Source organism: Streptomyces yatensis (genome assembly GCF_018069625.1).
In the GTDB taxonomy this organism is placed as follows: domain Bacteria; phylum Actinomycetota; class Actinomycetes; order Streptomycetales; family Streptomycetaceae; genus Streptomyces; species Streptomyces yatensis.
In genome coordinates this window covers 8,248,507-8,270,754 of sequence record NZ_CP072941.1, presented here as the reverse complement: position 1 = coordinate 8,270,754, position 22,248 = coordinate 8,248,507, and the positions used below count along the sequence as shown (strand labels likewise).

Below are 22,248 nucleotides of genomic sequence, written 5' to 3'. Positions count from 1 at the left end.
CAGACCCCTCTTGCGTCTCCGACCTGCGTCGGCTCGCTTTCCGTTCGCCTTCAGAACCCGCTCAGGGCCGCGCGGCCGACCACCGCTCGAACGAGGGAGGCAGTGCCGCCAGGACATCGCTTTCCTGCGGGGTCCACCCCAGCGCGGCCCTGGCAACAGAGGAGTCGATGACCTCGTCACGGTCGAACACCCGGTATACGGGCTTCTCGTTCTCGATCGGGGCGAAGGCCACGGCGTCGCTGTTGCCGGCCACTCGGGCAGCGGCTTCCACGACAGCCAACGGAGTCGCCGGATGCGCGTCAGCCAGCAGATAGGTGCACCCCTCGTGATCTCCCGGCGCACGCAGCAGCGCCACGTACGCCCGCGCGAGGTCCTCGACGTGAATCCAGGACCACACCTTGTCACGTCGCCCCCGGTGCACCGGCCCGGTGGAGGCGGCCTCGCGGAACCAGTCCCCGACGATCGAACTGCGTGCATCGCCGCCGTGCACCATCGCCGGCCGCAGCACCGTGTGCGGAAGTCCCGCACCCCGCAGTTCCGCTTCCAGACGAGCGCGGACATTGCCGTTGTCGACGGGGGTCTGAGGTGTCAGCATCGCGTGGGCGTGCTCACCGTAGACCGAGCAGCCGGTCGTATACACAAGATGCCGTCGGCCACCGGCGGCGGCGAGGGCAGCGAACAGAGCACGATCGGCGCCGACGGGGTCATCCGGGTCGAAGGCAGTGTGGACCACGGCGTCCACGCCCACGAGCATCCCGCTGAGCAGGGCACGGTCCGCGAGCCGCCCGCGCAGCGGCAGGACCCCGAAGTCCTCCAGCGCCCTCGCTCTTCCCGAACCCGAGTCCCGTGTCAGGGCAGCGACCTCATGCCCCACCTCGGCCAGAGCAACCGCAACAGCATGCCCGACGTATCCAGTTGCCCCTGTGACTAGTACACGCATCCCGCGATGCTAACGCGTCCGCTCACGAGCACCTCTCGATATAAGGGGCCCGCTCTGTCCGCGTCCAACGATTCGGAGCGGCCCGTGTCCAGGCTCCCTTGCGGACTTCTGGAACGCGCTGAACGAGGTTTTTCCCGATAGCCGTCACCAGCGGTGCCTCGCGCCACTGGCGCCGGGGTATCAGCCCGGACAAGGGCGGTGAACCAGAGCCGGTCGGCAGGCTCATAGCGGACCGGCCCGGGCGAGCGGCACAACGCCCAGCCCCGCCGTGGCGGAAACCATCGCCGAGGGGCACCGGGCCGTCGAGGCCGAGGAGCGCCTCCGCCACGCGGCCCGCGCCGCCATCGCCGACGAGCTCAAGGCAGACTCCGATCTGCCGTACGCGGCCGTCGACCGGCTTCACACCCTGTACGAACTCGCCCTGCCCACCGGACTCCGCAAGGGCGAACTCCTCGGCCTCCACTGGGAAGACCTCGACCTGAACGGCGGCACCGCCACCATCCACCGCTCCCTCCAGCGCACCCGAAGCGGCGGCTTGACCGTCCTGAACACCAAGACCCTCGCCTCCGAACGACGCATCGCCCTGCCCACCGAATGCATCAACTCCCTCAAGATCCACCAGGAACGGCAGCAGGAAGACCGTCAGGCGGCCGGAACGGGCTGGATGGGCAACAGGCTCGTCTTCACCACCCCGAAGGGCAGGCCGCTCGACCCCACCAACGTCACCCGCCGCTTCCACCGCCTCCTCCACAAGGCAGGGATCCGGACGATCCGCTTCCACGAACAGCTCCAAATCTGACTTTGCAGCCGCAGACGCCACCCGCAGCTCTTCCCATTCGACGGCTTCTTCGAGTGCACCCTCAGCCCAAATCTCCTCAGGGCCCTCACTTACGGGATCGACGCTTTCGCCGACCACCTGAAGCAAACGATAATCCTCGCCGTTCAGCGAACCGTCAGCCACTCTGGCGCGAGCCACGTGCAGCAAGTCGTCGAATTGAAGCAATATTTCGTCTGCTCCCACCCCCGACGTCTGCAAGTACTGCAATTGCCTTTCGGGCTCCGCGCTGAGCAGGTCCAGCACGGGGATGGCCCACCGCCGAAAGCCCGTCAACTTCCGATCGCCGGTCATCGAATGATTCCTCCCAGATCCCCTTCAGGACCCACGACTCTCCAGTAGGCACCCTCACCATGATGGCCGCCTCCAGGATTCCATCTGAGCATCCTTCCAATCGGGTCTCCGCGACCTGCATATTCGCGAATTACCCAACCGCCGCCAGCATGCTTACCCCGTGGATTCCGCTGACTGTGAGGTCATAGGTGCGTTGCAGCTTCGTGAAGTGACGCACGGAGACGACCGTCACGGCCTCGCCCTTGTCCGTGCGGAGCCGCATGCCGGTGATGACGTCGCCGGCGTTCACCCAGCGGGCCTCGCTCGTTACCCAGAACGGGTGGGTGTCGGTGGCGATGATCGACGCGGGTCGGTCACCGGTCCTCACTGTGAGGTCGGTGAAATCCTTGTCATCGTTGGTGACGATCGTCGCAACGACCGGGCGAACTTCACTCTTCCCGGTTTCGGGATCGGTGGCGAGAACCTTATCGCCGACCTTGATGTCCTTGATGTCACTGTGGCCGCCGTCTGCGAGTTCGACCTGCGTTTCTTCGGTGAAGCTGTGGCACTTCTCGACGGCCTTCTCGGCTGCTTCGACCGCATCGTCAGCCTTCTTCTCCGCCTTCCGTGCCCACCTCCACCTCTGCCGCCTCCGCCACCGCCACCGCCACCGCCACCGCCACCATGGTGCCGACCACCACCGCTGGGGTAGTGGTTCTCCGGTGGGGCGTCTTTACCGGCGTCTCCGCCGTTGGTCGGCATGCAGTGCCCGTTGCCGGGGTCTACACAGAGGCCCGTGGGATCCGAGTCAGTGACCGGATTCTGGTTGGCATAGCTGTAGCCGTTGAGGGACTGCCCCTGATCGGAAGTGAGGAGCGGGTCGAGGCTGAGGAATTGGCCCGTGACGGGATCGTATTCGCGGGCGCCCATGTGGGTGAGGCCGGTGACGCCGTCGGCCGGCTTGCCGAGGAACGCCTTGTCGTCCGGCCATGTGGTGGGCTTGACACCACGCGGAGCGCCGAAGGGGGTGGTGTAGCGCTTGGAGACCGCACGGGTGCCGGCATCGACGGCCAGGGTGCCGGTGCCGTGGTGGTCGGCGGCGAAGAAGGTCAGCTCCGTGGTGGACTGGCCCTTTGCGCCGGTGCGCTCCGCGATGGTCTGCCCGGCGCCGGTGTAATAGCGGGTGCCGGTCAAGGTCTTCGCCGAGCCCTGGGCAGTGAGACGGACCTCGGTGGCGCCCAGATAGAGGACCGTGCCCCCGTCAGCCGTCGTGGCACGGCGGATGAGGAGCTCGCCGTCGGCGTCGTAGAGGTAGCCGGCCCCCGTGGCCGCCTTCCTCGCCGCGGCCATCTCCATTACCGCCGACGCCCCCTCACCGTCGTCTCCAAGACTCTGCGGCACTCCACTCTCTCCACCACCGCCAATATCTACAGCCACCTCACCCCGGAAGCCGCCCGCACCGCCGTCAACGCCATCGACACAGCCCTCACCACCACCGAACAGAAGGTGCATCTGCCCAAGCCGCGACCACCATGCGACCACAACCCCCGAAAACACGGAAAAGGCCGCCCCCGCATCTCTGCGGAAATGGCCTCCGACCCGCGAAAACGCTGGTCGGGACGACAGGATTTGAACCTGCGACCCCATAACCCCCAGTTACGTCGAGGCTGAGCGGCATGCTCCGGTCGGTTCTTCCAGGTCACGCTGACGCGCAATCAGCCGAGTAAAAGAGTCCACCTTTTCGGCTCCTGCGTCCCGAGTTGCCTGGAAGCTGGCATCGTGACCGGGTGTCGCATATGTATGCATACGCCCGAAACAACTCCCAGCACAGGGCAAACTCTCCCACCACACGCGATGCAGGCACGCAACTACCTCATGAACTTCGGCGACCATGCCGAGTCGATCAGGTCGTCAACCCCCGGTCGCGGCAGCTACTTCGCCAACAGCTTCGATGACGTCTTCCAATCATTCTGCGTGTGGACCAACGGCACATGGGTCTTGCTCTGGATCACACCGCTGCACGTGCTGCGCGACATCGCCGAACACGCCCCGCTGACAACCATTCAGAGGCATCTTGCATTCCGTTCTGCCACATGGCCGTCACGCGCTGCCGTTCAAGTTGTGGCGCCGTTCTCCGGGTGCGCCGACCTCCATGGAGCACCGTCACCCGGCAAAGGGCCCCACACCAGTGCGCCCCGGTGGAACCCAGGAACAACTGCGGCCGCCAGCGGGCCGGTGCCTTGGGTGAGGGCTTCGGCCAGGGCGACCAGGAACTCGCTGAGGGACCCGTATCCAGGGGAGGTGAGCGGTTCAGATGGCGGCTCACCACCGGCTAGGTGGAAGGTTGCGAGCCGACCACCAGCGTCGACTGCCAAGCCGCCCCACGGAGGGAGGGAGTAGTCGGTGACGGCGAACGGAACCCATGAGTCCCAGAACGGGTCGGTGTTCCCTCCCCGGCCCCGGACGTGCGCGATCTCCTCAAGCGGCAGCAGATGGTGCTGGGCGAGGAACAGGCCCGGATCGTACTCGTCAGGGTCGCGGTCATGGGCTGAAGCATCGACCGTTCCGTCGCACACCATCAGCAGCGTGGCCAGATCGGCGGGCAGGCTCAGCCCCAGCTCGTCTTCGGTGGAACGAACCTCGCCCACCTTAGCGCCCGGCCGTAAGGTGGCGTGCGAGGCGGGCGCGTGCACCGCCAGCCAGTCGGTGATGGCGGTCCAGGCGGGCAGAACGTCGCTCATCGTGTCCTCCATTGACGTAGGCGAGGGGAAAGAGGGGCACGCCTACCCGATGTCCACCAGGTGGGCGTACCCCTGCGTAGCCGGACCGCACAGGTCAGACCATCCGAACCCGCACGGCGCAGCGACTGGTCACTTCATCTTGCACTTGATCTCGTCCTTGGACGGGTCGCAGTCCGCGAAACGTCCATTGGCCGGGTCGACCCAGTACTCATCTTTGTCCAGCAGCCGGAATTGCTTGGCGAAGATTATGCCGAATGGCTGCATCGACTGGGTGTTGATGTAGGTCGACATCGACGATCGGCCGCACAGCGCGGGCCACTTAGGATCGTCGTAGGTGGTGTCGTTGTACAGGTGCTCACGGGTTCCGTCACCCTTCGCCACCACCGTCTGCACGCACTCCAGACCGGCGTAGTCGGAGTTCTTGGCCGGGTTGAGTCCGCCGTTGGCAGCGGGGAATCCGGGAGACTCGTACGTCGCCGCGAACGGGAACTCGTCACACGAGATCGTGTCGGGATTACCGTTGGGGGTCATGATCGTGGCGGTGTCGTTGTGTTTGCGGAACGCGCGCCCGCACACCGCCTTACGGTTCCCCGGCTTGCGGCTGACCGGATCCAGGCTATTGTCCGGATCTTGACCGGGGGCGTTGCGCGCCTTGGACGGCAGATAGTGCAGCGGCGTCTGCGGGGACTTACCCAGCTTCTTCGCGTGCTTGTTCTGGATCAGCCAGATGTGCGCCGCCGCGCCCGGGAACGCCTCGGAGTTGATGGTGTACCCCGGCTTGTACGACGGGAGCACACACCCCGGGTCCTTGCCGGATATCACCTTGTCGCAGCGGGCCGTCGTTGGCGGCGACACTATCTCGTCCTCGCCGGTCGGATCAGGGACACCCGGAATGGTCGTACCCCAGTCCATCCACCACCGCAGCGGAAGTTCCCTGGAGAGGTCCTTGTCCTTGCTCCCAGAGGAGTTGTTCACGCTGCCGTTCCACTCGAAGTCGGCGACTCCGGTGATGATGTGCTGGTCCTGGTTGCCGCTCCACCTGGACCGACCTCCGTAGAAGTCCCAGTCCTGGGCCTGCTTGTCGCAGCCGTCGGACTGGCACCACGACTGGACGTCAAGCAGAATCATCCCGTTCGCTCCGCCGGGGAACGGCAGCTTGGGTGCGGGAATCGACCAATCCCTCGGGTCGATCTGCATCCACGTCTTGACCTTGTTACTCTCCGGATCGGTCTTCAGCATGTACAGCACGTCGAACATCTGCTGGTACACCTTCGGCGGCTGGGACGCCAGATCCGTAACCTCAAAGGTCACCTGTGTCGGCAGACACGCCTCGGTCCGCGTCATCTGCGCCTTGATGTTCACCAACGTCGGGTCACACCACGCCCCCTTGATGATCGGGTCCGGGTATTCGGGCAGTCGCAACTGCCGTCGCGCCCTCGCCGCATCCTCCGGGCTGCGCTTCAACTCCGCCAGCGGCGTCAATGTCACCGTTGAACGGCTCTTCGGACCGGTGCTGCGGTACACCTGCGGCCTGCCGTCCCTGACCATGCCGTTTTGCTGCACGGTGGCCCAATCCCACGCGGGCTGCGGCTCATCGCGATACCCGGGAGCGGTCGCACCGATGTTCGGCTTGGGAAGGTCGATGTCGATCTTCTTGGCTCGGCCCGTGTCGGTGCGCCTCGGCGACGCGAAGCCGTAGACGCGAGTCGCGCCCGTGTTGTCGGCCCGGTCTACTGACCGCACCTCCGCCTGATGGTTGCCGTCCTCGGCAGGGGCGGCGTAGAACGAGGCCTTGGCGGCGAAGCCGTTGTTGGTCGTCGGGGTGCGCTGCCACCCATCAGTGCTGGTGTTGCCGCTGTTACCGTCGTCGTCGGTGTCGGCCGGCCCGATCCGGTACTCCACATCGCGGGCGTCATCGACGCCGGTATCGACATCGAACCGGCCCTGCTCCCCCACGGCACCGCCCGGCAGGTTCTCCGGGTACGTTTCCGACACGACGCTCTTCGGCACACCGGGGGCGGTAGTGTCCACGACGAACTCCCGCCAGGGCGAGAAGTTCAGGTTGTAGTGGGTGCCGTCGTAGGCGTTCGTGCGGAACTTGTACGTCTTGCCGTCGACCAGTTGCCCGGCCGGCACCTTCACGCTCGCCCACTCGCCGGGCTTGACGAACTCGGAGACGATCAAGCCCTCTCCGGCCGGGGTGGTGATGGGCTTGTTCGTCGCCGCGTCGTAGACCTGGAAGGTGCCATTGAGGGTGTCGCCGTCCGCATCCGAGAACTTGTCCCGCAGGGTGGGGGTGGTGGTGTTCACGGCCCACAATCCGGCGTAGGACTTGAACGGCGGGCCGGCCTGCTGCGCGGTGCCGTCCCCTGGGCGGTAGTTCCAGGTGACGTTCAGCTTCGGTGGGTTGGACGTGGCGTTAGCGGAGTTGACACGCTTCCATGCCTTGATGTCGTCCGTGGCAGCGCGCAGACCCATGTGGCCCTTGCCGTCCAGAGCAGAGGACCAACTCTGCACCAGGGTGGTGACGTCCGCGCTGATCCAGCCGTCCGGGGCGGTGGTGCAGGCAGGGTTGCCCTTGGTCTGGGTGGACGAGTGGTACTGCTGCTGCCATGTCGGCTGTTTCGTCCACCGCGAGGCGGTGGAGGAGGCGCTGGTGTCCCAGACGGTCCACTCGTAGGCCTTGCAGTCGTCGTTGCCGGAGTGGAAGTTCCACAGGCTGACGTCCGCGTTCGTGACCAGGGCGTCCTTGAACGCTGCGGTGTTCCAGGTGATGAACGACCTGGCGGTACGCGGCGTGCCATCGCTGTTGGTGGTGCCGGGGTTGCCGAAGTCCAGCTCGACGTCGGTGGACAGATCCCCGGTCTCGCCCTGCTGAACGTAGGTATCGAAGACGTTCGTCAGGTTCGACGTCGAGGGGTCGACGGTGACCGGGTACTGGGTCGCCGGGTCGGCCAGCCACGCCCTGTCGGGGGTGACAACAAGGTCGACGTCGCCGTTGTCCCTGTCGACCACCTTCATGTTCACCGGGTGCCGGTTCTCATGTTTCCCCGATGTCTTGTCCACGGACGCGTCCCACATCACCGGAGCGGGCATTACGGCCCGCTCGGCGCCCGTCTTCGCGTCGGTGAAGAGAACGGAGCCGTCCGTCCGCGCTGCGGCTTTCAAGCCCTTGGCTTTCAGCGGCATCGTGTAGCTGTAGGCGCCGGTGGGGCGCTGGTCCAGCTTCACGTACTGTTCGAAGCCGGTGCGGGTGGCCTCGACGATCACATCGGCGCCGGGAAGCGCATTCCTGTAGGTGGCGCGGGTGCCGTCCAGGTCGGGTTTGGGCAGGCCGCCCTTCCACTGCAGGGTGACCTGCTGGGTGCCCTCGCCGAGAGTGACCAGGTCGCGGGCCGTGGCCTCATCGGCGGCCTTCAACGACTTCGTGGGCGTGCCGCCACCGCCGCTGAGCTCCAGCCCATTCGGGTGCGCTTTCGCCTTCACACTGCCGCCCGCGGCCGTCGTCAGCCTGGCATCCACGTCCACCCACCGGCCGTCCTGCTGAATGCGGGCCGGACCGGCGGTGAGCTCGGAGGTGAGCGTGCCGTCGGGGTTCGCATAGGTGATGGATGTCGTCGTGGTCTCGTCGGGGACGAGCGTCTTCTTCCCCGTGTTCTTCGCCTGAGTCAGGGCCCAGGGGATGCCGCTCTTGTTGTGCTTGACCGCCCACGCGAAATCGGCCGCGCGGACCTCGGCCTTGCTCGGGTCCGCGGCGCGGGCAGATGCCTTGCCGGTTGCCGACGGGGTGGCATCCGCCGTCGGGACAATCGCTATGGCTGCGCCGCTAGTGGTCAGCAGCACAGTTCCTAAAGCAATGGACAGTCTGCGTCTTGTTCTGGATAACCCAGACAACGTTATATGTTCCCCTCCGCCCGCCTCAGGTCGCGGGGCGGGCTGATAGAACGAATTCATCGAACTATTACATCGGGAACATTTCTACGATGGTCACTGACAGGCAAGGGACGCGAACTGGGGCGATCTACCCTTAGGCCACAGGCCAGACGTGACTCTTTTGACGTTTATCCGAGGTTGCGGCACAGATTCGCCATGATCTGGCCCGATTGCGACTGTTCCTCTACGCACCGACAAGGCCGCAACTGAGCGGCGAACATGGCAGGGCGATACCCGGGGTAATGGGTGGTATCGGTTGAAGCTGCGGGCACGACGCCTCGCCTGAGAGAACGCCTCCTGCATCCAAAGGATGTTTGTTCAGCAGACACGGGCTGACTCGCCGTCACGTCCACCGGACGCAGTCCTTCACCGTCCTAGTCACCGAGGTGGCGATATTCCTGGGCTGCCATCCAGGAAGCCGCCCGCCCAGGCGAATGTCCATCTCGCCCTGCGAGGACACGCTACTTCGGCTGATCCGCGCGCTATCCGACCCGGAGCCGGTCCCCGTCCCGGTCCTCGGTGTCGACAGGTTCGTTATGCGGCGCCGCAGGACCTACGCGACGATGGGCAACTGCCCTCGCTCACGGAGGAAACGCAGGCAAGCCCACCCAGCCACCGGTGCCATCTCGACAGGCCGAACCGCATCCGCTTGCCTCCAGAAGAGGAAACGGGAAACACCCGTGTTCGCCTTGTCCGTCCGATGAGCGCTGCCGCAGTCTGTGGTGCGGCATCCACGCTCGCCGGATGGACGGTACGGAGGTGCGTGTGAGTAAGCCGTCCATTCCGTTCGCGCGAGAACTCCGGCAGCGACGCCTCGATGCCGGCCTGACCCTCACGGAGCTGGCGCAGAGGGTCCACTACAGCAAGGGGCAGCTGAGCAAGGTCGAGCGTGGGATCAAGGCTCCCAGCCGTGACCTGGCTCGTCTGTGCGATGCCGCCCTCGAGGCCGGGGGCGCACTCGTGGCACTGCTGCCGGATCCGTCCACCGACGCCCGTACCGAGGAGCCAGATGGTTTCGACGAGGAGGTATGGCTGATGCAACTGTCCACGGACGGCGGGAGCTGGTTCAAGCCCGTGCCCCGCAGGCAAGTGGTGAGCGCGGGCGCCGCCTCGCTGATGAGTCTGGGTGCGGGCGGCTCGGAGGCCTTGTCCGCACTGGGTGGCGCGCAGGTGCTGGAGGTGTCCCGTTCGCTGTTCGACCACTATCGGCGCCTCGGCCAGACGGTCGGTCCGGAGTTCCTCCTCCCCGGTCTCATCGCGCAGACACACACATTGCGGGAGACGTCCACCCACGCCGACCCGCGGACCCGCCAGCAGCTGCTCGCGCTCGGCTCCCGGTATGCGGAGTACGTCGGTTGGCTGGCACAGGAGTCCGGCAACGAACGGGCCGCGCTGTGGTGGACACAGCGTGCCGTCGACCTGGCCGCCGCTGGTGGTGACCGGCATCTGGCCGGGTACGCACTGGTGCGCCGGGCCCTGGTCACGCTGTACCGCGAGGACGCGAAGGAGACCATCGCGCTGGCCCGACAGGCCCAGGACAGCACCCTTCCCCCACGCATTCGAGGGCTTGCCGCCCAGCGTGAAGCCCAGGGACATGCGATCGCCGGCGACCGAGACGCTTGTCTGCGCACCCTCGACATAGCCCGCGAGTTGCTCGCACGCCATACCCCGGACTCCGACACACCCGTCATCGGAACCATGCATCTACCCGATCCGGTAGGCATGATCACAGGCTGGTGTCTTTACGACCTGGGACGTCCACGCGAGTCGGCCGAGACCCTCGACCAACAGCTGGCGCAAGTTCCCCCACACGCTCTGCGCACTCAAGTCCGCTACGGGGTGCGCCGCGCTCTCGCGCACGCGGCGGCTGGTGACATCGAGCAAGCCTGTGACCTGACAGCCCAATTGCTCGGCGGTGCCGTCGCGGTGAGTTCCGCGACCATCTCAGCCGACCTGCGCGGTCTCGCACACACTCTGGGCCGCCACCCACGCAATCCATCGGTCCGCGCACTTGCACCGCAGCTCGGCACTTCCTTACGTCTCATCACCCCATGAGAAAGGGGCCACCATGGCCGAGGTATTCATCAACTACCGTACGGGCGACGGGGAGAAGACGGCTGCCCTGATCAAGAGGGAGCTGTCATACCGCTTCGGGGAGAACAGCGCATTCCGCGCCTCGGAATCCATCGCACCCGGCGCGCGCTACCCCGAGGAGTTGCTCCGAAGCGTTCGGCGCAGCGCTCTGTTGCTGGCTGTGATCGGGTCCGCGTGGACACGTTTCGCCGAGCTGCGCCGGCCGGACGACTGGGTCCGCAAGGAAATCCTCGAGGCGTTCGAGTGCGGAGTACCGGTCGTCCCCGTACTCGAGGGACGGAAGACGGAACGGCTGAATGGAACCAATCTTCCACCCGAGCTGGAGCGGCTCGCTGAGGTGCAATCCGTCCGGCTGGACATGCAGAACGCCGTGGCGGATCTCAGGCGCCTCGGCGACGTGGTCGCCGACATGGTGCCATCGCTCAAGGCACACGAGCGCCACGACCGGCCCTCCCCCGGCGCCGACGCGGTGAGCAATGCGACGGGGGAGGTCAACGGCCCGGTGGTACAGAGCCGGGACATCACCGGGGATGTGGGCACCGTGATCAAAGACAGCTCGGGCCCGGTTCACACGGGGAAAGGCGACATCTACAGCAACTCACGCCATATCTCCGGCGGGCGGCACTTTTCCGGCGACGGTATGACGTATTTCGAGGGGGACAATCAGGGAGGCATTCACCAGCGATTCGGTGAAGGCCCCCGCCGTGAGGGCGACGACCGGTGAGCGATTCCGCCGAATCACGGATCCACAACCCACGCGGCCCGGTCCACAGTGGTCTCGGAGACCAGATCAACCTCATTTTCGAAGCGTTCGGAAAGGACCGCCAAGGCCGCGGCCCACGGCGCCTCGCCGAAGACCAGCTTCTGTGGCTCTGGCAGCGGTTCGTCCATCCGAGCGGATTCGGCGAGGCACGCCACATGCTGCCCGAGACCAGCACCGTCCTGCTCGATGGCGCCCCCGGTAGCGGGAGAACATCGGCGGCCCGTGTCCTTCTCCACGAGCTACGCCGCGATGTCGGCTCATTCCACGAGTTGCTGCCCGATGAGGAAGGCGAATCCCTCCTCGATCCCGACCTGGTCGGGGACGAGGACCGACTGCTGCTGGACCTGGCAGCCGCGGACGAACCGCGCTGGACGGAAGTGCTGGAGGAACTCCCGTCCTTCCGCAAGACGGTGCTCGACCACCGCGCTCACCTCGTGGTCGTCCTGCCCTCGCGTCGGACGGACCGCTTGCCGGTGGAGCTCGATCGGCACCGCGTGGAGATTTATCGCCCGCGAGGCATGGAGGTGCTGCTGCGCCACCTACGCCAAGACGGCCTCCCGCAGGCCGACCAGGTCCGTTCGGCTCCGGCCGTGTCCGACTTCCTGGACACACCACGACCGATGAGGGAAATCGCCGAATTCGCCGGCTTGATCGTGCGGGCACAGGCAGCCGCTCGAGCCGAGGACAGCTTCATCGACTGGTGTGAAATCGCCCGCGCAGCCATGGCCGACCGAGGTCCGCAGGTCGCGAAGCATGTCGCCGCCATGACCGGAGGACCACAGCGGGCACTGCTGCTGACCACGGCCATGCTGCACGGAGCCCACGCCGATGCCGTACACAGCGCCACCACCCTCCTGCTACATGCCGTCGACCATCCCAAGGACGACCGCCCACTGCTGGAACACGCGGACCTGGCCATGCGGCTGGAAGAAGTGTCCGCCGGACTCACCCAGCACGGGGCGGTGCGCTTCAAGGAACTCGAGTACGACGCCGCGGTCCGAACCCATTTCTGGGACCACAGGCCCGACCTCCGCGAGCACCTGGGTACCTGGGTAGGGCGGGCCGTAGAGCTCACCGACCCGGTGCTGTCCCCGGATGACCGCCACCACGTGGTACGGCGCCTGTCGGACCAGTACTTGCGCACCGGCCGGTGTGAGGAGTTGGCGTCACTCGCGGAGCGGTGGACTACGGTGCCCACCACCGCGCGGCGACTGCGGGCAGCCGCACAGGCACTGGAGCGCGGTGTCGTCGACGAACGGCACGGCCGCTCCTTCCGGGACAAGATCTATGACTGGTCCAGAAACGACCGGCTGGGCGAACCACTCGCGCAGGTCCTCGTCGAGGTATGCGCTGAAGTGATCGCGGTACAACACCCAGACCAGGCGCTGGTCCGTCTCCATCACCTGGCCAGGCGGGAGCGCCGCACCACTCGCGCACGTGATGCTCTCTGCCGGCTCATGCAGGAGGACCACCGCCTGCGCCGACGCATGCTGCACCGGCTCGTCAACAGCCCCACCACCTGGTCGGCGGACATTGACCTCTTCCTGAAGACTTCTGATCCCGCAGCCCTGACGTACCTGGGCGGACGCGCCCGCTCCCTCCTCGATGAAACCGTCATCCGCGATCAGCTGATCGCGGGATGGGGCACGGTGTTCGACCGACTCCCGCTATCCGCATGGGAGAAGCATGTGCGGCACTGGCTGCACACGGCATGCTCCGACGAGCATCACACAGACCCAATCCTCGATGTCCTGGTCAGCGGCGCAGCCGGTCGAGGAGAGGTGTTCGGAGCCCTGTATGCGACGGCGCGGAGGGCAGAACTCACGGCTCCCGGTGGCAGAGAACACGGCTCTGCCCTCACCGATCTTCTCCTGCGGAAAATCTCCACAGCTCAGGGCATACGGCAGCAGCCACCACGACACAATCCCGAGGAACCAACATCATGACATCCGGCGCCAAGACAGTGACCGTCTTCCTCACCATCCTCTGCGGCCTGCTGCTCACCATTGTTGCCATATGCGGCAACTGGCCATGGTGGGCCTGGTCCGCACTGGTTGCCCTACTCCTCGGCGTTCCTCTGCTGATCACGAACATCGCAGGCATCCGCCGTCGGTCCTTACCCCCCGAGCTGACGCCCTACCTCCCTCCGGTGCCGGTAGAGCGCAGGGAGGAGCAGATCTCGCATGTCTCACTGCCGAGCGCTTGGGAGGACTACGACTTCCTGTTCTCTGCAACCGTCCGCTGGTGCCCGACGGGCAAACCAGCGGAAGAACCGATCGTCAACCCTGCCGGACTAGCGGTCGAAGCAGTCCTCAAACGCGCCCGCACGATAACCATGGATCGTGAACCGGGTTGGGCCTCGTTCGTCCAGCACGAACTCAGCGGTGCACTGAGCAGGATGCAACCGGAGCCCACGGGACACCTCCAAGCCATGGCCGAGGCCATCACCCTCACTCTCTCCGAACACGATCAGGAACGCCTGAGCAGTCTTGCCTCGGTACGCAAGGACAAGGCCGTCTGGGAGCACCAGAGGAAGTACGAGCAGAGCAAACGCGAATACCTGGGCGACGACGTCCTCAAGGACACCGGCAGCGCCGTCGTGTGGTGGCTGGCCAAGAACGACGATCAGGTGCACAAGGCCGTGGAGGACCTTGGCCTCCTCGCCCAGCTGACCTCAGCGGCCAATGACACCGACGTTCCCGAGCGCCTCCTGCATCTACTGTCACCGCCGAAAGCCGAAGACACGGAACCGGATCCGACAGACAGCCTTGGGACAGACGGCCAGCCACTGGGACAGACAGGCTCCACGGCAGACCACTTCGACGCGTTCCTTCAGGGCATGGGGCTGGATGCCGGCGATGTCCGGCGCGGAATCCTCACCCGGCAGATCGCCGAAATCCTCGTCACCCAAGGTCGCAACGAAACGGCGGAAGAACTGTTACGTCGCTTCGACGCGCCCACAACCCCACTCGACGAAGACTTCGACATGGACAGCGCAACGGGTGACAGTTCCGGGCCCTGAGAGTGTTGCTTTGCCGGCATCCCCCCACCCATGGGCACGACGATGCAGGGCATACCTGGAGGATATCGATGGAAGAGCTGGTCGCCCTAGCGGAATCCGGATCCACATCCCTGGTCGGGCTCATGGTCTCGGACTCCTGGAATCATGTGCGCGAAACTTTCGCCCGTTTCACCGCTCGTGAGTGCAAGCCCAAAGACACGCTGACAGAACTGGACGGCGCACGCCACAGGCTCATTGCCGCACAGAAGGCGGGAGACGAGAACGCCGTGCGGGACATCTCGGCCGAGTGGCAGTCCTACCTCCACCTCCTGCTCTGTACGAATCCACCGTCGCTGAGGAGCTCCGTTCCATGCTCAAATTCCTGGGAACTGGGACGGATGCAGTTCCAGCTCGGTAAGCTGCCCTACTTCACCTCAGTCCAGCACTACCTGGAGTCGGAGCACGAGGCCGGTGACGCCGACCCCCCGGACTCCGAGAGCGCCGCCAACCAGTTCCTCGGGATGATCGCCAACTACGTCCTGTGGCCCCGCATGCTGCTGACCGACTGGAACCCCGCAGCCTCTGACATCCGCTACGCCGTCGAGCAGGCTGTAGAGACCATGCTCGCCCGCTACACCTCCGATCGACCAGCCTGATCCGAAGCCGGAATTCGTACGCCGGCACCGGGTGCTGGAGGGGCCCGCGGAGCTGCGGCCGTGCGGACCTTCGTTGTCGGCAAACGATCGAATGACGACAGGCGCGGCAGACGTCCAATGAGGTGGTCTCAACGAGTTTCAGGTAAGTCGGCATGTTCGAAATGGGTGAGCGTGAGGGCGGCTTTGACGATGTCGCCGATCTTGCGTGGACTGGTGGTGAAGTGCCGCAGAGCGCGCCAGCGTCCGGGGAGCAGGGCGAAGCCGCGTTCGCCGAGGCAGCGCAGGCCGCGTAGCAGTGCGTTGTAAGTGCGGTTGTCCGCGTCGAGTGGCCGGCCGTCGGTGGGCCGTTTGACCGGTGTGAACACTCCGATGCCCGCGCCGTCGCAGCCGCTGTCGGCCAGGGTGGGCAGGTCGAGTCGGGAGGCGGCCCAGTACAAACAAGGCGCCCAGCACGTGCTCGCGGGCCGCGGTCAGGTCGTGCACCGAGCCGGGTTCGACACCGCTGACCCACAAAGGGAAACCGCTCGGTGCCATCAGCACCTGGATGTTGCCGCCATGCTCATGCGCTGTACCGGAGTACCACAATCGATCTGCTTGCCCTTGACGCTGGTGTTCTTCTCCGCGAGGCGGTCGGCAGCGAAGGTCTTCCCGTCGAGAATCACGTGGGTCAGGCCTCCGCCCTTGGCTTGTTCCAGTGCCTCGTGCAGTCCGGGGCTTGATCGGCGAGCACGGTGACGATCTCGTCGAGGTAGCGGTAACCGGTGGCGCGGGAGATTCCGTGATCGCGGGCCAGCGCGTCGACGTCGGTGTTCTGCCGCAACCAGCGCAGGCCCAGCGCCGCCTGTCCGTAGCAGGTCAGCGCCCTGCTTCCGGTGCGGGTGCCGCGGGCGCGACGTTCGGCGTAGAGCGGGCGGCCCAGGTGCTGGGCAAGTTCGCGGGGCACGTCGAGTCTCGCACCCAGCGACGCTCTAATCCTGGCCTCAGGTTGACCGGGGACAATGAGCGGCAAAAACATCGACTGGAAGGGGGAGGGCCGGCGTGCGGATCATGATTGCGGAGGATGACGTGTCCATCCGTGAGTCGCTGGAGCGGGTGCTCCAGGTCGAGGGTTACGACACCAGCACCGTCGCCAACGGTCTCGCCGTGCTCGACGGGGTCGGTGGGGCCGGCGGTGACACGCTGGATCTGCTGCTCCTCGACGTGATGATGCCCCGCCTCGGCGGGTTGGAGACCTGTCGGCGGTTGCGGGCCGCGGGTCGGGATCTGCCGGTGCTGATGCTGACCGCCCGTGACCAGGTCTCCGACCGGGTCACGGGGCTCGACGCGGGCGCCGACGACTACCTGCCCAAGCCGTTCGCCACCGAGGAGTTGCTGGCCCGGGTGCGGGCCCTGTTGCGCCGGCGCACGCCGACCGGCGGGGAGTCGCAGATCCTGTCGTTCGCCGACGTCCGGCTCGATCCCGACAGGTTCGAGGCGTGGCGGGGCGGGCGGCCGCTGCGCCTGACCCGGACCGAGTTCTCCCTCCTGCAGGTCCTCATGTGCAACGCGACCCGGGTCTTGACCCGCGACGCGCTGTTCGAGGCGATCTGGGGCTTCGGCATGAGCTCCACCGCCAACAACCTCCAGGTATACGTGAGCTATCTGCGCCGCAAGATGGAGGCCGAGGGTGAGCCGCGATTGATCTACACGCTGCGCGGCCTGGGATACACGTTGCGGGAGACTCCTCCGTGAGCAGGCCCGCCGGTCGGGATCCGCGCCGGCTGACCCGATGGTGGCGCCGGCGGTCCCTGCGGACCAGGCTGACGGTGATCGCGGCGATGGCCATCGCGGTCAGCGTGTTCGTGGCCTTCCAGGTGGCCAGCGAGCTGCTGGGCTGGGAGCTGGAGGACACCGCCGAGAATCAGCTGCGCGCCGACTCCCGCGTCCTGGCGACGACCGCGGAGCGCGCCGGTCTGGCGCAGGTCCAGCTACCGCCGTATCCCGGATCCGGTCGGCTGGTGCGGGTCATCCTGCCCGATGGCTCGATCCGGACGCCGGCCGGCCAACCCGCGCTGCCCCCGGTCAGCGAGCACGCCGGGCGCGTGGCGCAGGGCGCGTCGGCCGACCTGATGGAGTCGAACGACAGCGACGAGGACGGCTACCGCATCTACACGCTGCGGGCGGGCGACGGCGCGGTCCAGGTGGCCCGCGTCGTCGACGACAGCCCGATCAACCGGTTCGGGTTGGGCATGCTGCTGATCGGGCTGCTCTGCATGGTCGGTGGCGCCCTTGTCGGGCGGACCGTGGCGCGGACCGGGCTGGCACCGATCGACCGGCTGACCGCCGCAGCGGTACGTGTCGCGCACACCCGGGATCTCGACGCCGACATCCCGGATGAGGGCGGTGGGGAGATCCGGCGGCTGATCCAGTCGATCAACGACATGCTCGCCGCGCTCCGGGACTCCCGGCGGGCCCAGCGGCTGCTCGCCGAGGACGCCGCCCACGAGCTCAAGACCCCGCTCACCAGCCTGCGCCTCAACGTCGAGCTGCTGATCCGGCTCGATCGTCGCGGCACCCTGGACAGCGCACTGCCGGCGGAGAGCCGGACCCGGCTGCTCAAGGATCTCGGCGCCCAGGTGGCCGAGTTGAGCACCCTTGCCGCCGAGCTGACCGACCTGGCGCGCGGTGACGTCAGCGACGAGAGCACCGAGGTGCTCGACCTCGCCGACGTGGTGGTGGCCGCCGCGACTCGGGCGCGTTCCCGCGTGCCCGACATCGAGGTCGCGCTCGACGTGACCTCCGTGTGGGTGAGCGGGCGTCCCGCTGCGCTCGAGCGGGCGGTGCTCAACCTCATCGACAACGCCGGCAAGTGGTCCCCCGCGGACCAGCCGGTCCAGGTCCGGCTCCGTGCCGAGGGCGCGGCGGCGGTGCTCGAGGTCGACGACGCCGGGCCGGGCATCGACGCCGCCGACGTACCGCGGGTGTTCGACCGGTTCTACCGTGCCGACAGCGCCCGGGCGCTGCCGGGATCCGGTCTGGGGCTGTCGATCGTGCAGCGGGTCGTCGACGCCCACGGCGGCCGGGCCACCGTCGCCCGCTCCGCACGCGGTGGCGCACTGCTTCGGGTCGACCTTCCGGCCGCGGCCCCGCCCGCCCCGATCGCGCGGCTGACCGCCGGGGATGACACCGCGGTGCGCTGACCCGCCCCGGCGGCGCGGCGCAGGACAAGGGACGGCGGCCTTCGGGCATGGCCCCGCGCGGCTCACCGTCGGGCCAGGACACCGCGATGCGCCGACCCCACCCCGGGCGCGTGGCGCGGGACCAAAGGGCGCCGGCCGTGGGCCCATGAAAAAATCCGGGACGGGCCTGGGGCCCGTCCCGGATCTCGTCCGTGCCGCCGCGCTCACCGTTGCAGCGCGGGCTCCTCGTCGTCGGCGAGCGGCTGTTGACCGTCCGGCAGCTCCGCCGCTGGACGGGACAGCCGGCTCGGCCACCAGATCCGCCGGCCGATCAGCAAGGCGAGGGCGGGCACCAGGACCGACCGCACCAGCAGGGCGTCGAGCAGCACGCCGAAGGCGACCAGGAACCCGACCTCGATCAGCATCACCAGCGGGAGTGTGGCGAGGACCGCGAACGTGGCCGCCAGGACCAGGCCTGCCGAGGTGATGACGCCACCGGTGGCCGAGAGGGCTTTGAGCATGCCCTCTCTGGTGCCGAGACGCACGGTCTCCTCCCGGGCCCGGCTGGCCAGGAAGATGTTGTAGTCGACGCCGAGCGCCACCAGGAACAGGAATGCCAGCAGCGGCACCGAATAGTCGACACCCTTGAACCCGAGGATCGTGTCGAAGACGAACACGCTGCCGCCGAAGGCTGCGGCGAATGAGACGATCACGGTGGCCATCAGGACCAGCGGGGCCAGGATCGCGCGCAGCAGCAGCCCGAGGACGATCAGGACGACGGCGAGCACCAGCGGGATCACCAGCTTCTCGTCGCGCTTGGTGGTCACCTCGGTGTCGAGGTTCTCCGCACTCGGCCCGCCGACGATCGCCTCCGCCCCGCTCACCGCGTGCACGGCGGTGCGCACCCGCTTGATCGTGTCGTACTCTGCGACGGTGTCCGGCGCGTCCTTCGGGAACACGGAGATGTTGGCCCAGCCGCCGCTGGTCTGCTCCGGGATGGCCAGGGCCACACCGCGAGTGTCCTTGACGATGTCGAGCACCCGCTCCTGGTGCGTCGGCCGCGTGAAGATCGTCATGGGCTGGCCGCCGAGCTCCGGGAAGTGCTGGCGGAGAACGGTGAAGCCGGTGACCGACTCAGGCGCGGACAGGAACTGGTCCTGCTCCCGCAGGGCGCCGGTGTTGCCCGCCAGCCCGATGGCGAGCACGCCGAGGACTCCGAGCGAGCCGAGTGTCGCCACCCACCGGCGGCGGCTGATGGCGGTGCCGAGCCGTCCCCACAGCCCCGGCTTCTCCTCCACGGCCGTGCTGAACCGCGGGATGGCCGGCCAGAAGATCCGCCTGCCGAGCACCACGAGCACCGCCGGGAAGAGCGTCAGCATGGCCACCAGCGCGCACAGGATGCCGGCCGCACCGATCGGGCCCAACCCGCTGGTGCTGTTCAGGTCCGCGACGAGCAGGCAGAGCAGGCCGGCGACCACGGTGGCCGCGGACGCGACGATGGCCGGCGCCGCGCCGCGTAGCGCGTGGACCATCGCGACCCGGACGTTCTCATGGTGGTGCAGTGCCTCCCGATATCGAGCGATGAGCAACAGGGCGTAGTCCGTGCCGACGCCGAATACCAGGATCGTCAGCAGCGCCGAGTTCTGGTCGTTGACCACGATGCCGAAGCCCTTGACGAGCAGGTAGACGGTCCCCATCGAGGTCAGTGCGGCCGCGCCAACGGCCACCAGCGGGATGATCCACAACACCGGGCTGCGGTAGGTGAGGATGAGCAGGAGCGTGACGACGACGATGGTGGTGAGGAGGACCTGCACGTCGATGCCGTCGAAGACGGCATCCATGTCGCCGTCGATCGCGCCCGGACCGGTCACGTCGAGTTCCAGGCCGGCGGGGCGGTCCTTCGCGGCGTCACGCAACGGCCCGACGATGGCCTCCGGTGCGCCGTAGGTCGTGCTCACCTCGAGGGTGAACATCATCGCCTTGCCGTCGGTGGAGCGTTTCGTCGGTGAGCCCTCGTCGTCCTCGTCGGCCGCCGCCGTCGCCTTCGGCGGGTACCGCTTGGCAAGGGTGTTGTAGTGGCGCTCGACCGTCGCGCGGTCGGCGTCGGTCATGCCGCCGGCGCGGTGGTACACGAAGACGAACGTGTTGTTGTCACCGTCGGGGAGACTGTCCTCCAACACCGCCACCTTGGTGGACTCGGCACTGGCCGGCAGGGTGTCCACGGCGCTGTCGGTGGTGACCGAGCTCAACTTTCCACTCAGCGGCACCATGCCCGCCGCCAGCACCAACCATAAGCCAATCACCAACCACGGCACCCACCGGCCTGCCAACCGACCGGCCGGCGCTTCGCCGGACGGTGCTGTGTTGACTGCCATCACTAGCCTCCTACATACGGGTTGCATCGCTTGTCTGGATGCCTACTTCGTACCGAGCGAAGCTGAGACGACTGTTAATACGGTGCTCAGGCCGGTTGGCCGAACCATGTGCCCAGCGCACGCACCAGCGTGGTGGCGTCGGGGTCCTGCCCGGTGGGCAAGGCCCGGGCGACACAGCCGTCGGGCCGGATGAACAACGCGTCGGCGTCCACCCGGTCCGTGCGGGCGGTGACGGTGTTGACCCGTCCGGTCCAAGACGTCCCGAAGAAGCCGGGTTTCTTCCAGACGCCCGAAAAAGGGCGCCTGACCTGGGGTTTCACCCGTCAGGCGCCTTTCGCTCAACCCGCTCTCGACCGAGCCCGGCCTGCGCGCCAACTCCCCATTCCTCCCACGGCTGCGCCCCTCCTGACCAGTGCTTCCGGACCAGTAGACGCAAAGAGAACCTCGATGCTCTGGCCGGCGCGGCGGGCGCACTCGGCCGGGTCCACTCCCGAGTAGAGCCAGAACGAGATCCCGGCCTACCGGAGATCGTAAGGTCGCTTTGAACCGCCTCGGCTCCAATGGAGACCGGACTCGTCCTGGACGCCCTGGAGATGATGACGATCACCACTTGGACGTGGCGGCATTCGACGCGGCTGCGCGACGCTACGGACCGGCAGGCGTACGGAGGCGACCGCCCCGGCTGACCGGCCCGTGGGGTGGAGAGCGGGCCCGGCGGGCCCACCTCCACCGTGCACCGCCTGCTCCCACCGCCGGCGACCAAGCCGCCGGGTCAGCCGGGCATGGGGTGGTGCGCCCGGGCGAACTGCTCCACGGTGGCGGCGCAGAAGGCGGGCAGGTCGGCCGGGCCGCGGCTGGTGACCAGCTGCCCGTCGACGACCACCTCCTGGTCGGCGACGACCTCCGCGCCGGCGTTGCGCAGGTCGGTGCGGATGCTGGGCCAGGACGTCAGGCGGCGGCCGCGCACGGCGTCGGCTTCCACCAGGGTCCACGGGCCGTGGCAGATCGATGCGACCGGTTTCCCGCTGGCCATGAAGTCCTTGACGAACTGCACCGCGTCGCGGTTCATGCGCAGCTGGTCAGGGTTCATGGTGCCGCCGGGCAGGAGCAGGGCGTGGTAGTCGTCGACGGAGGCGTCGGCGACCAGGCGGTCCACGGGGAAGGTTCCGGCCGCGTTGAGGTCGAACTGTCGGGCCTGGATCTCGCCGGGGTGGAGCGAAACGATCTCGGTCTTCGCCCCTGCGCCCTGCAGCGCACCGCGCGGCTGGTCGAGTTCCACGCGCTCGACGCCGTCGGTGGCCAGAATCCCCACCCGCATCCCTTGGAGTTCCTGTGTCATGGTATGGCTCCCTTCACGAGTCGCTGGTTGTACGATGCGAGCGGCGGGGACACCCGGCAGGGCCCGTCCGGGTCCCTTTTCGGGACCGGGACGGCAGGGCCGGAGAGGGCGCCCCGAGCGCATGTCTGCGCGCGGTCAGC

The 22,248-nt window shown here is 67.2% G+C and carries 14 protein-coding genes and 4 pseudogenes; 9 read left to right on the top strand and 9 right to left on the bottom strand.

The features are described from left to right. Positions 1 to 61: 61 nt before the first annotated feature. Positions 62 to 940: an NAD-dependent epimerase/dehydratase family protein gene (locus J8403_RS34550; RefSeq protein ID WP_211126566.1), complete on the bottom strand. Its 879-nt coding sequence runs from the start codon at positions 938 to 940 to the stop codon at positions 62 to 64. A 382-nt stretch (positions 941 to 1,322) separates the two neighbouring features. Between J8403_RS34550 and J8403_RS34545 the strand changes: the two are divergent. Continuing rightward, a pseudogene (locus J8403_RS34545) lies at positions 1,323 to 1,724 on the top strand (tyrosine-type recombinase/integrase); the annotation flags it as partial. Positions 1,725 to 2,199: 475 nt separating this feature from the next. Here J8403_RS34545 and J8403_RS34540 read toward each other — a convergent pair. From J8403_RS34540 to J8403_RS34525, 4 genes and pseudogenes are all read right to left on the bottom strand, one after another. Then, positions 2,200 to 2,571 (bottom strand): annotated as a pseudogene (locus J8403_RS34540) (polymorphic toxin-type HINT domain-containing protein); the annotation flags it as partial. 326 nt (positions 2,572 to 2,897) lie between these two features. Next, a pseudogene (locus tag J8403_RS34535) lies at positions 2,898 to 3,398 on the bottom strand (RHS repeat-associated core domain-containing protein); the annotation flags it as partial. Between the two features lie 764 nt (positions 3,399 to 4,162). Next, positions 4,163 to 4,801 (bottom strand): SMI1/KNR4 family protein, encoded by a 639-nt coding sequence (locus tag J8403_RS34530; protein ID WP_211126565.1) that lies wholly within the window; start codon positions 4,799 to 4,801, stop codon positions 4,163 to 4,165. Positions 4,802 to 4,918: 117 nt separating this feature from the next. Next, positions 4,919 to 8,632, bottom strand: coding sequence for a DNRLRE domain-containing protein (locus J8403_RS34525; protein WP_246586128.1), 3,714 nt, complete (start codon positions 8,630 to 8,632; stop codon positions 4,919 to 4,921). An 834-nt stretch (positions 8,633 to 9,466) separates the two neighbouring features. Between J8403_RS34525 and J8403_RS34520 the strand changes: the two genes are divergently transcribed. The 5 genes from J8403_RS34520 to J8403_RS43975 all read left to right on the top strand — a co-directional run bounded on the left by J8403_RS34520 (position 9,467) and on the right by J8403_RS43975 (position 15,236). Further along, positions 9,467 to 10,777 (top strand): helix-turn-helix domain-containing protein, encoded by a 1,311-nt coding sequence (locus tag J8403_RS34520; RefSeq protein ID WP_211126563.1) that lies wholly within the window; start codon positions 9,467 to 9,469, stop codon positions 10,775 to 10,777. Between the two features lie 13 nt (positions 10,778 to 10,790). Further along, entirely contained in the window at positions 10,791 to 11,540 is a 750-nt protein-coding gene (locus tag J8403_RS34515) for a toll/interleukin-1 receptor domain-containing protein (protein ID WP_211126562.1), read from the top strand. Then, on the top strand, positions 11,537 to 13,525 hold the full coding sequence (locus J8403_RS34510; protein ID WP_211126561.1) for a hypothetical protein: 1,989 nt from the start codon (positions 11,537 to 11,539) through the stop codon (positions 13,523 to 13,525). The genes J8403_RS34515 and J8403_RS34510 overlap by 4 nt, the downstream gene beginning before the upstream one ends. Then, entirely contained in the window at positions 13,522 to 14,601 is a 1,080-nt protein-coding gene (locus J8403_RS34505) for a hypothetical protein (protein WP_211126560.1), read from the top strand. The genes J8403_RS34510 and J8403_RS34505 overlap by 4 nt, the downstream gene beginning before the upstream one ends. Positions 14,602 to 14,669: 68 nt before the next feature. Further along, positions 14,670 to 15,236 (top strand): TetR/AcrR family transcriptional regulator C-terminal domain-containing protein, encoded by a 567-nt coding sequence (locus J8403_RS43975; protein WP_246586127.1) that lies wholly within the window; start codon positions 14,670 to 14,672, stop codon positions 15,234 to 15,236. Between the two features lie 128 nt (positions 15,237 to 15,364). Here the strand turns inward: J8403_RS43975 and J8403_RS44455 are convergent. Further along, positions 15,365 to 16,251, bottom strand: a pseudogene (locus J8403_RS44455) (transposase family protein). A gap of 23 nt (positions 16,252 to 16,274) precedes the next feature. Here J8403_RS44455 and J8403_RS34490 point away from each other — a divergent pair. Both J8403_RS34490 and J8403_RS34485 read left to right on the top strand, forming a co-directional pair. Beyond that, positions 16,275 to 16,967, top strand: coding sequence for a response regulator transcription factor (locus tag J8403_RS34490; RefSeq protein ID WP_211126559.1), 693 nt, complete (start codon positions 16,275 to 16,277; stop codon positions 16,965 to 16,967). Next, the gene (locus J8403_RS34485; RefSeq protein ID WP_211126558.1) at positions 16,964 to 18,415 is read left to right on the top strand and encodes a HAMP domain-containing sensor histidine kinase; all 1,452 of its coding nucleotides are present in this window, start codon (positions 16,964 to 16,966) and stop codon (positions 18,413 to 18,415) included. The genes J8403_RS34490 and J8403_RS34485 overlap by 4 nt, the downstream gene beginning before the upstream one ends. Positions 18,416 to 18,618: 203 nt before the next feature. On the opposite strand, the gene J8403_RS34480 is transcribed toward J8403_RS34485, so the two are convergent. Further along, on the bottom strand, positions 18,619 to 20,769 hold the full coding sequence (locus J8403_RS34480) for an MMPL family transporter (RefSeq protein ID WP_211126557.1): 2,151 nt from the start codon (positions 20,767 to 20,769) through the stop codon (positions 18,619 to 18,621). Between the two features lie 86 nt (positions 20,770 to 20,855). Beyond that, positions 20,856 to 21,089 (bottom strand): aromatic-ring hydroxylase C-terminal domain-containing protein, encoded by a 234-nt coding sequence (locus J8403_RS34475; RefSeq protein ID WP_211126556.1) that lies wholly within the window; start codon positions 21,087 to 21,089, stop codon positions 20,856 to 20,858. A 240-nt stretch (positions 21,090 to 21,329) separates the two neighbouring features. On the opposite strand from J8403_RS34475, the gene J8403_RS44450 reads away from it, so the two are divergent. Beyond that, entirely contained in the window at positions 21,330 to 21,455 is a 126-nt protein-coding gene (locus J8403_RS44450) for a hypothetical protein (RefSeq protein WP_281428007.1), read from the top strand. An 86-nt stretch (positions 21,456 to 21,541) separates the two neighbouring features. Here the strand turns inward: J8403_RS44450 and J8403_RS34470 are convergent, their stop codons facing one another. After that, on the bottom strand, positions 21,542 to 22,108 hold the full coding sequence (locus J8403_RS34470) for a type 1 glutamine amidotransferase domain-containing protein (RefSeq protein ID WP_211126555.1): 567 nt from the start codon (positions 22,106 to 22,108) through the stop codon (positions 21,542 to 21,544). Positions 22,109 to 22,248 lie beyond the last annotated feature (140 nt).

Excerpts from the sequence above, each read along its gene's own strand:
- J8403_RS34550 (WP_211126566.1), bottom strand. The coding sequence starts at position 940 with ATGCGTGTACTAGTCACAGGGGCAACTGGATACGTCGGGCATGCTGTT.
- J8403_RS34530 (WP_211126565.1), bottom strand. The coding sequence starts at position 4,801 with ATGGAGGACACGATGAGCGACGTTCTGCCCGCCTGGACCGCCATCACC.
- J8403_RS34520 (WP_211126563.1), top strand. The coding sequence starts at position 9,467 with ATGGACGGTACGGAGGTGCGTGTGAGTAAGCCGTCCATTCCGTTCGCG.
- J8403_RS34515 (WP_211126562.1), top strand. The coding sequence starts at position 10,791 with ATGGCCGAGGTATTCATCAACTACCGTACGGGCGACGGGGAGAAGACG.
- J8403_RS34505 (WP_211126560.1), top strand. The coding sequence starts at position 13,522 with ATGACATCCGGCGCCAAGACAGTGACCGTCTTCCTCACCATCCTCTGC.
- J8403_RS43975 (WP_246586127.1), top strand. The coding sequence starts at position 14,670 with ATGGAAGAGCTGGTCGCCCTAGCGGAATCCGGATCCACATCCCTGGTC.
- J8403_RS34480 (WP_211126557.1), bottom strand. The coding sequence starts at position 20,769 with ATGGCAGTCAACACAGCACCGTCCGGCGAAGCGCCGGCCGGTCGGTTG.
- J8403_RS44450 (WP_281428007.1), top strand. The coding sequence starts at position 21,330 with ATGGAGACCGGACTCGTCCTGGACGCCCTGGAGATGATGACGATCACC.
- J8403_RS34470 (WP_211126555.1), bottom strand. The coding sequence starts at position 22,108 with ATGACACAGGAACTCCAAGGGATGCGGGTGGGGATTCTGGCCACCGAC.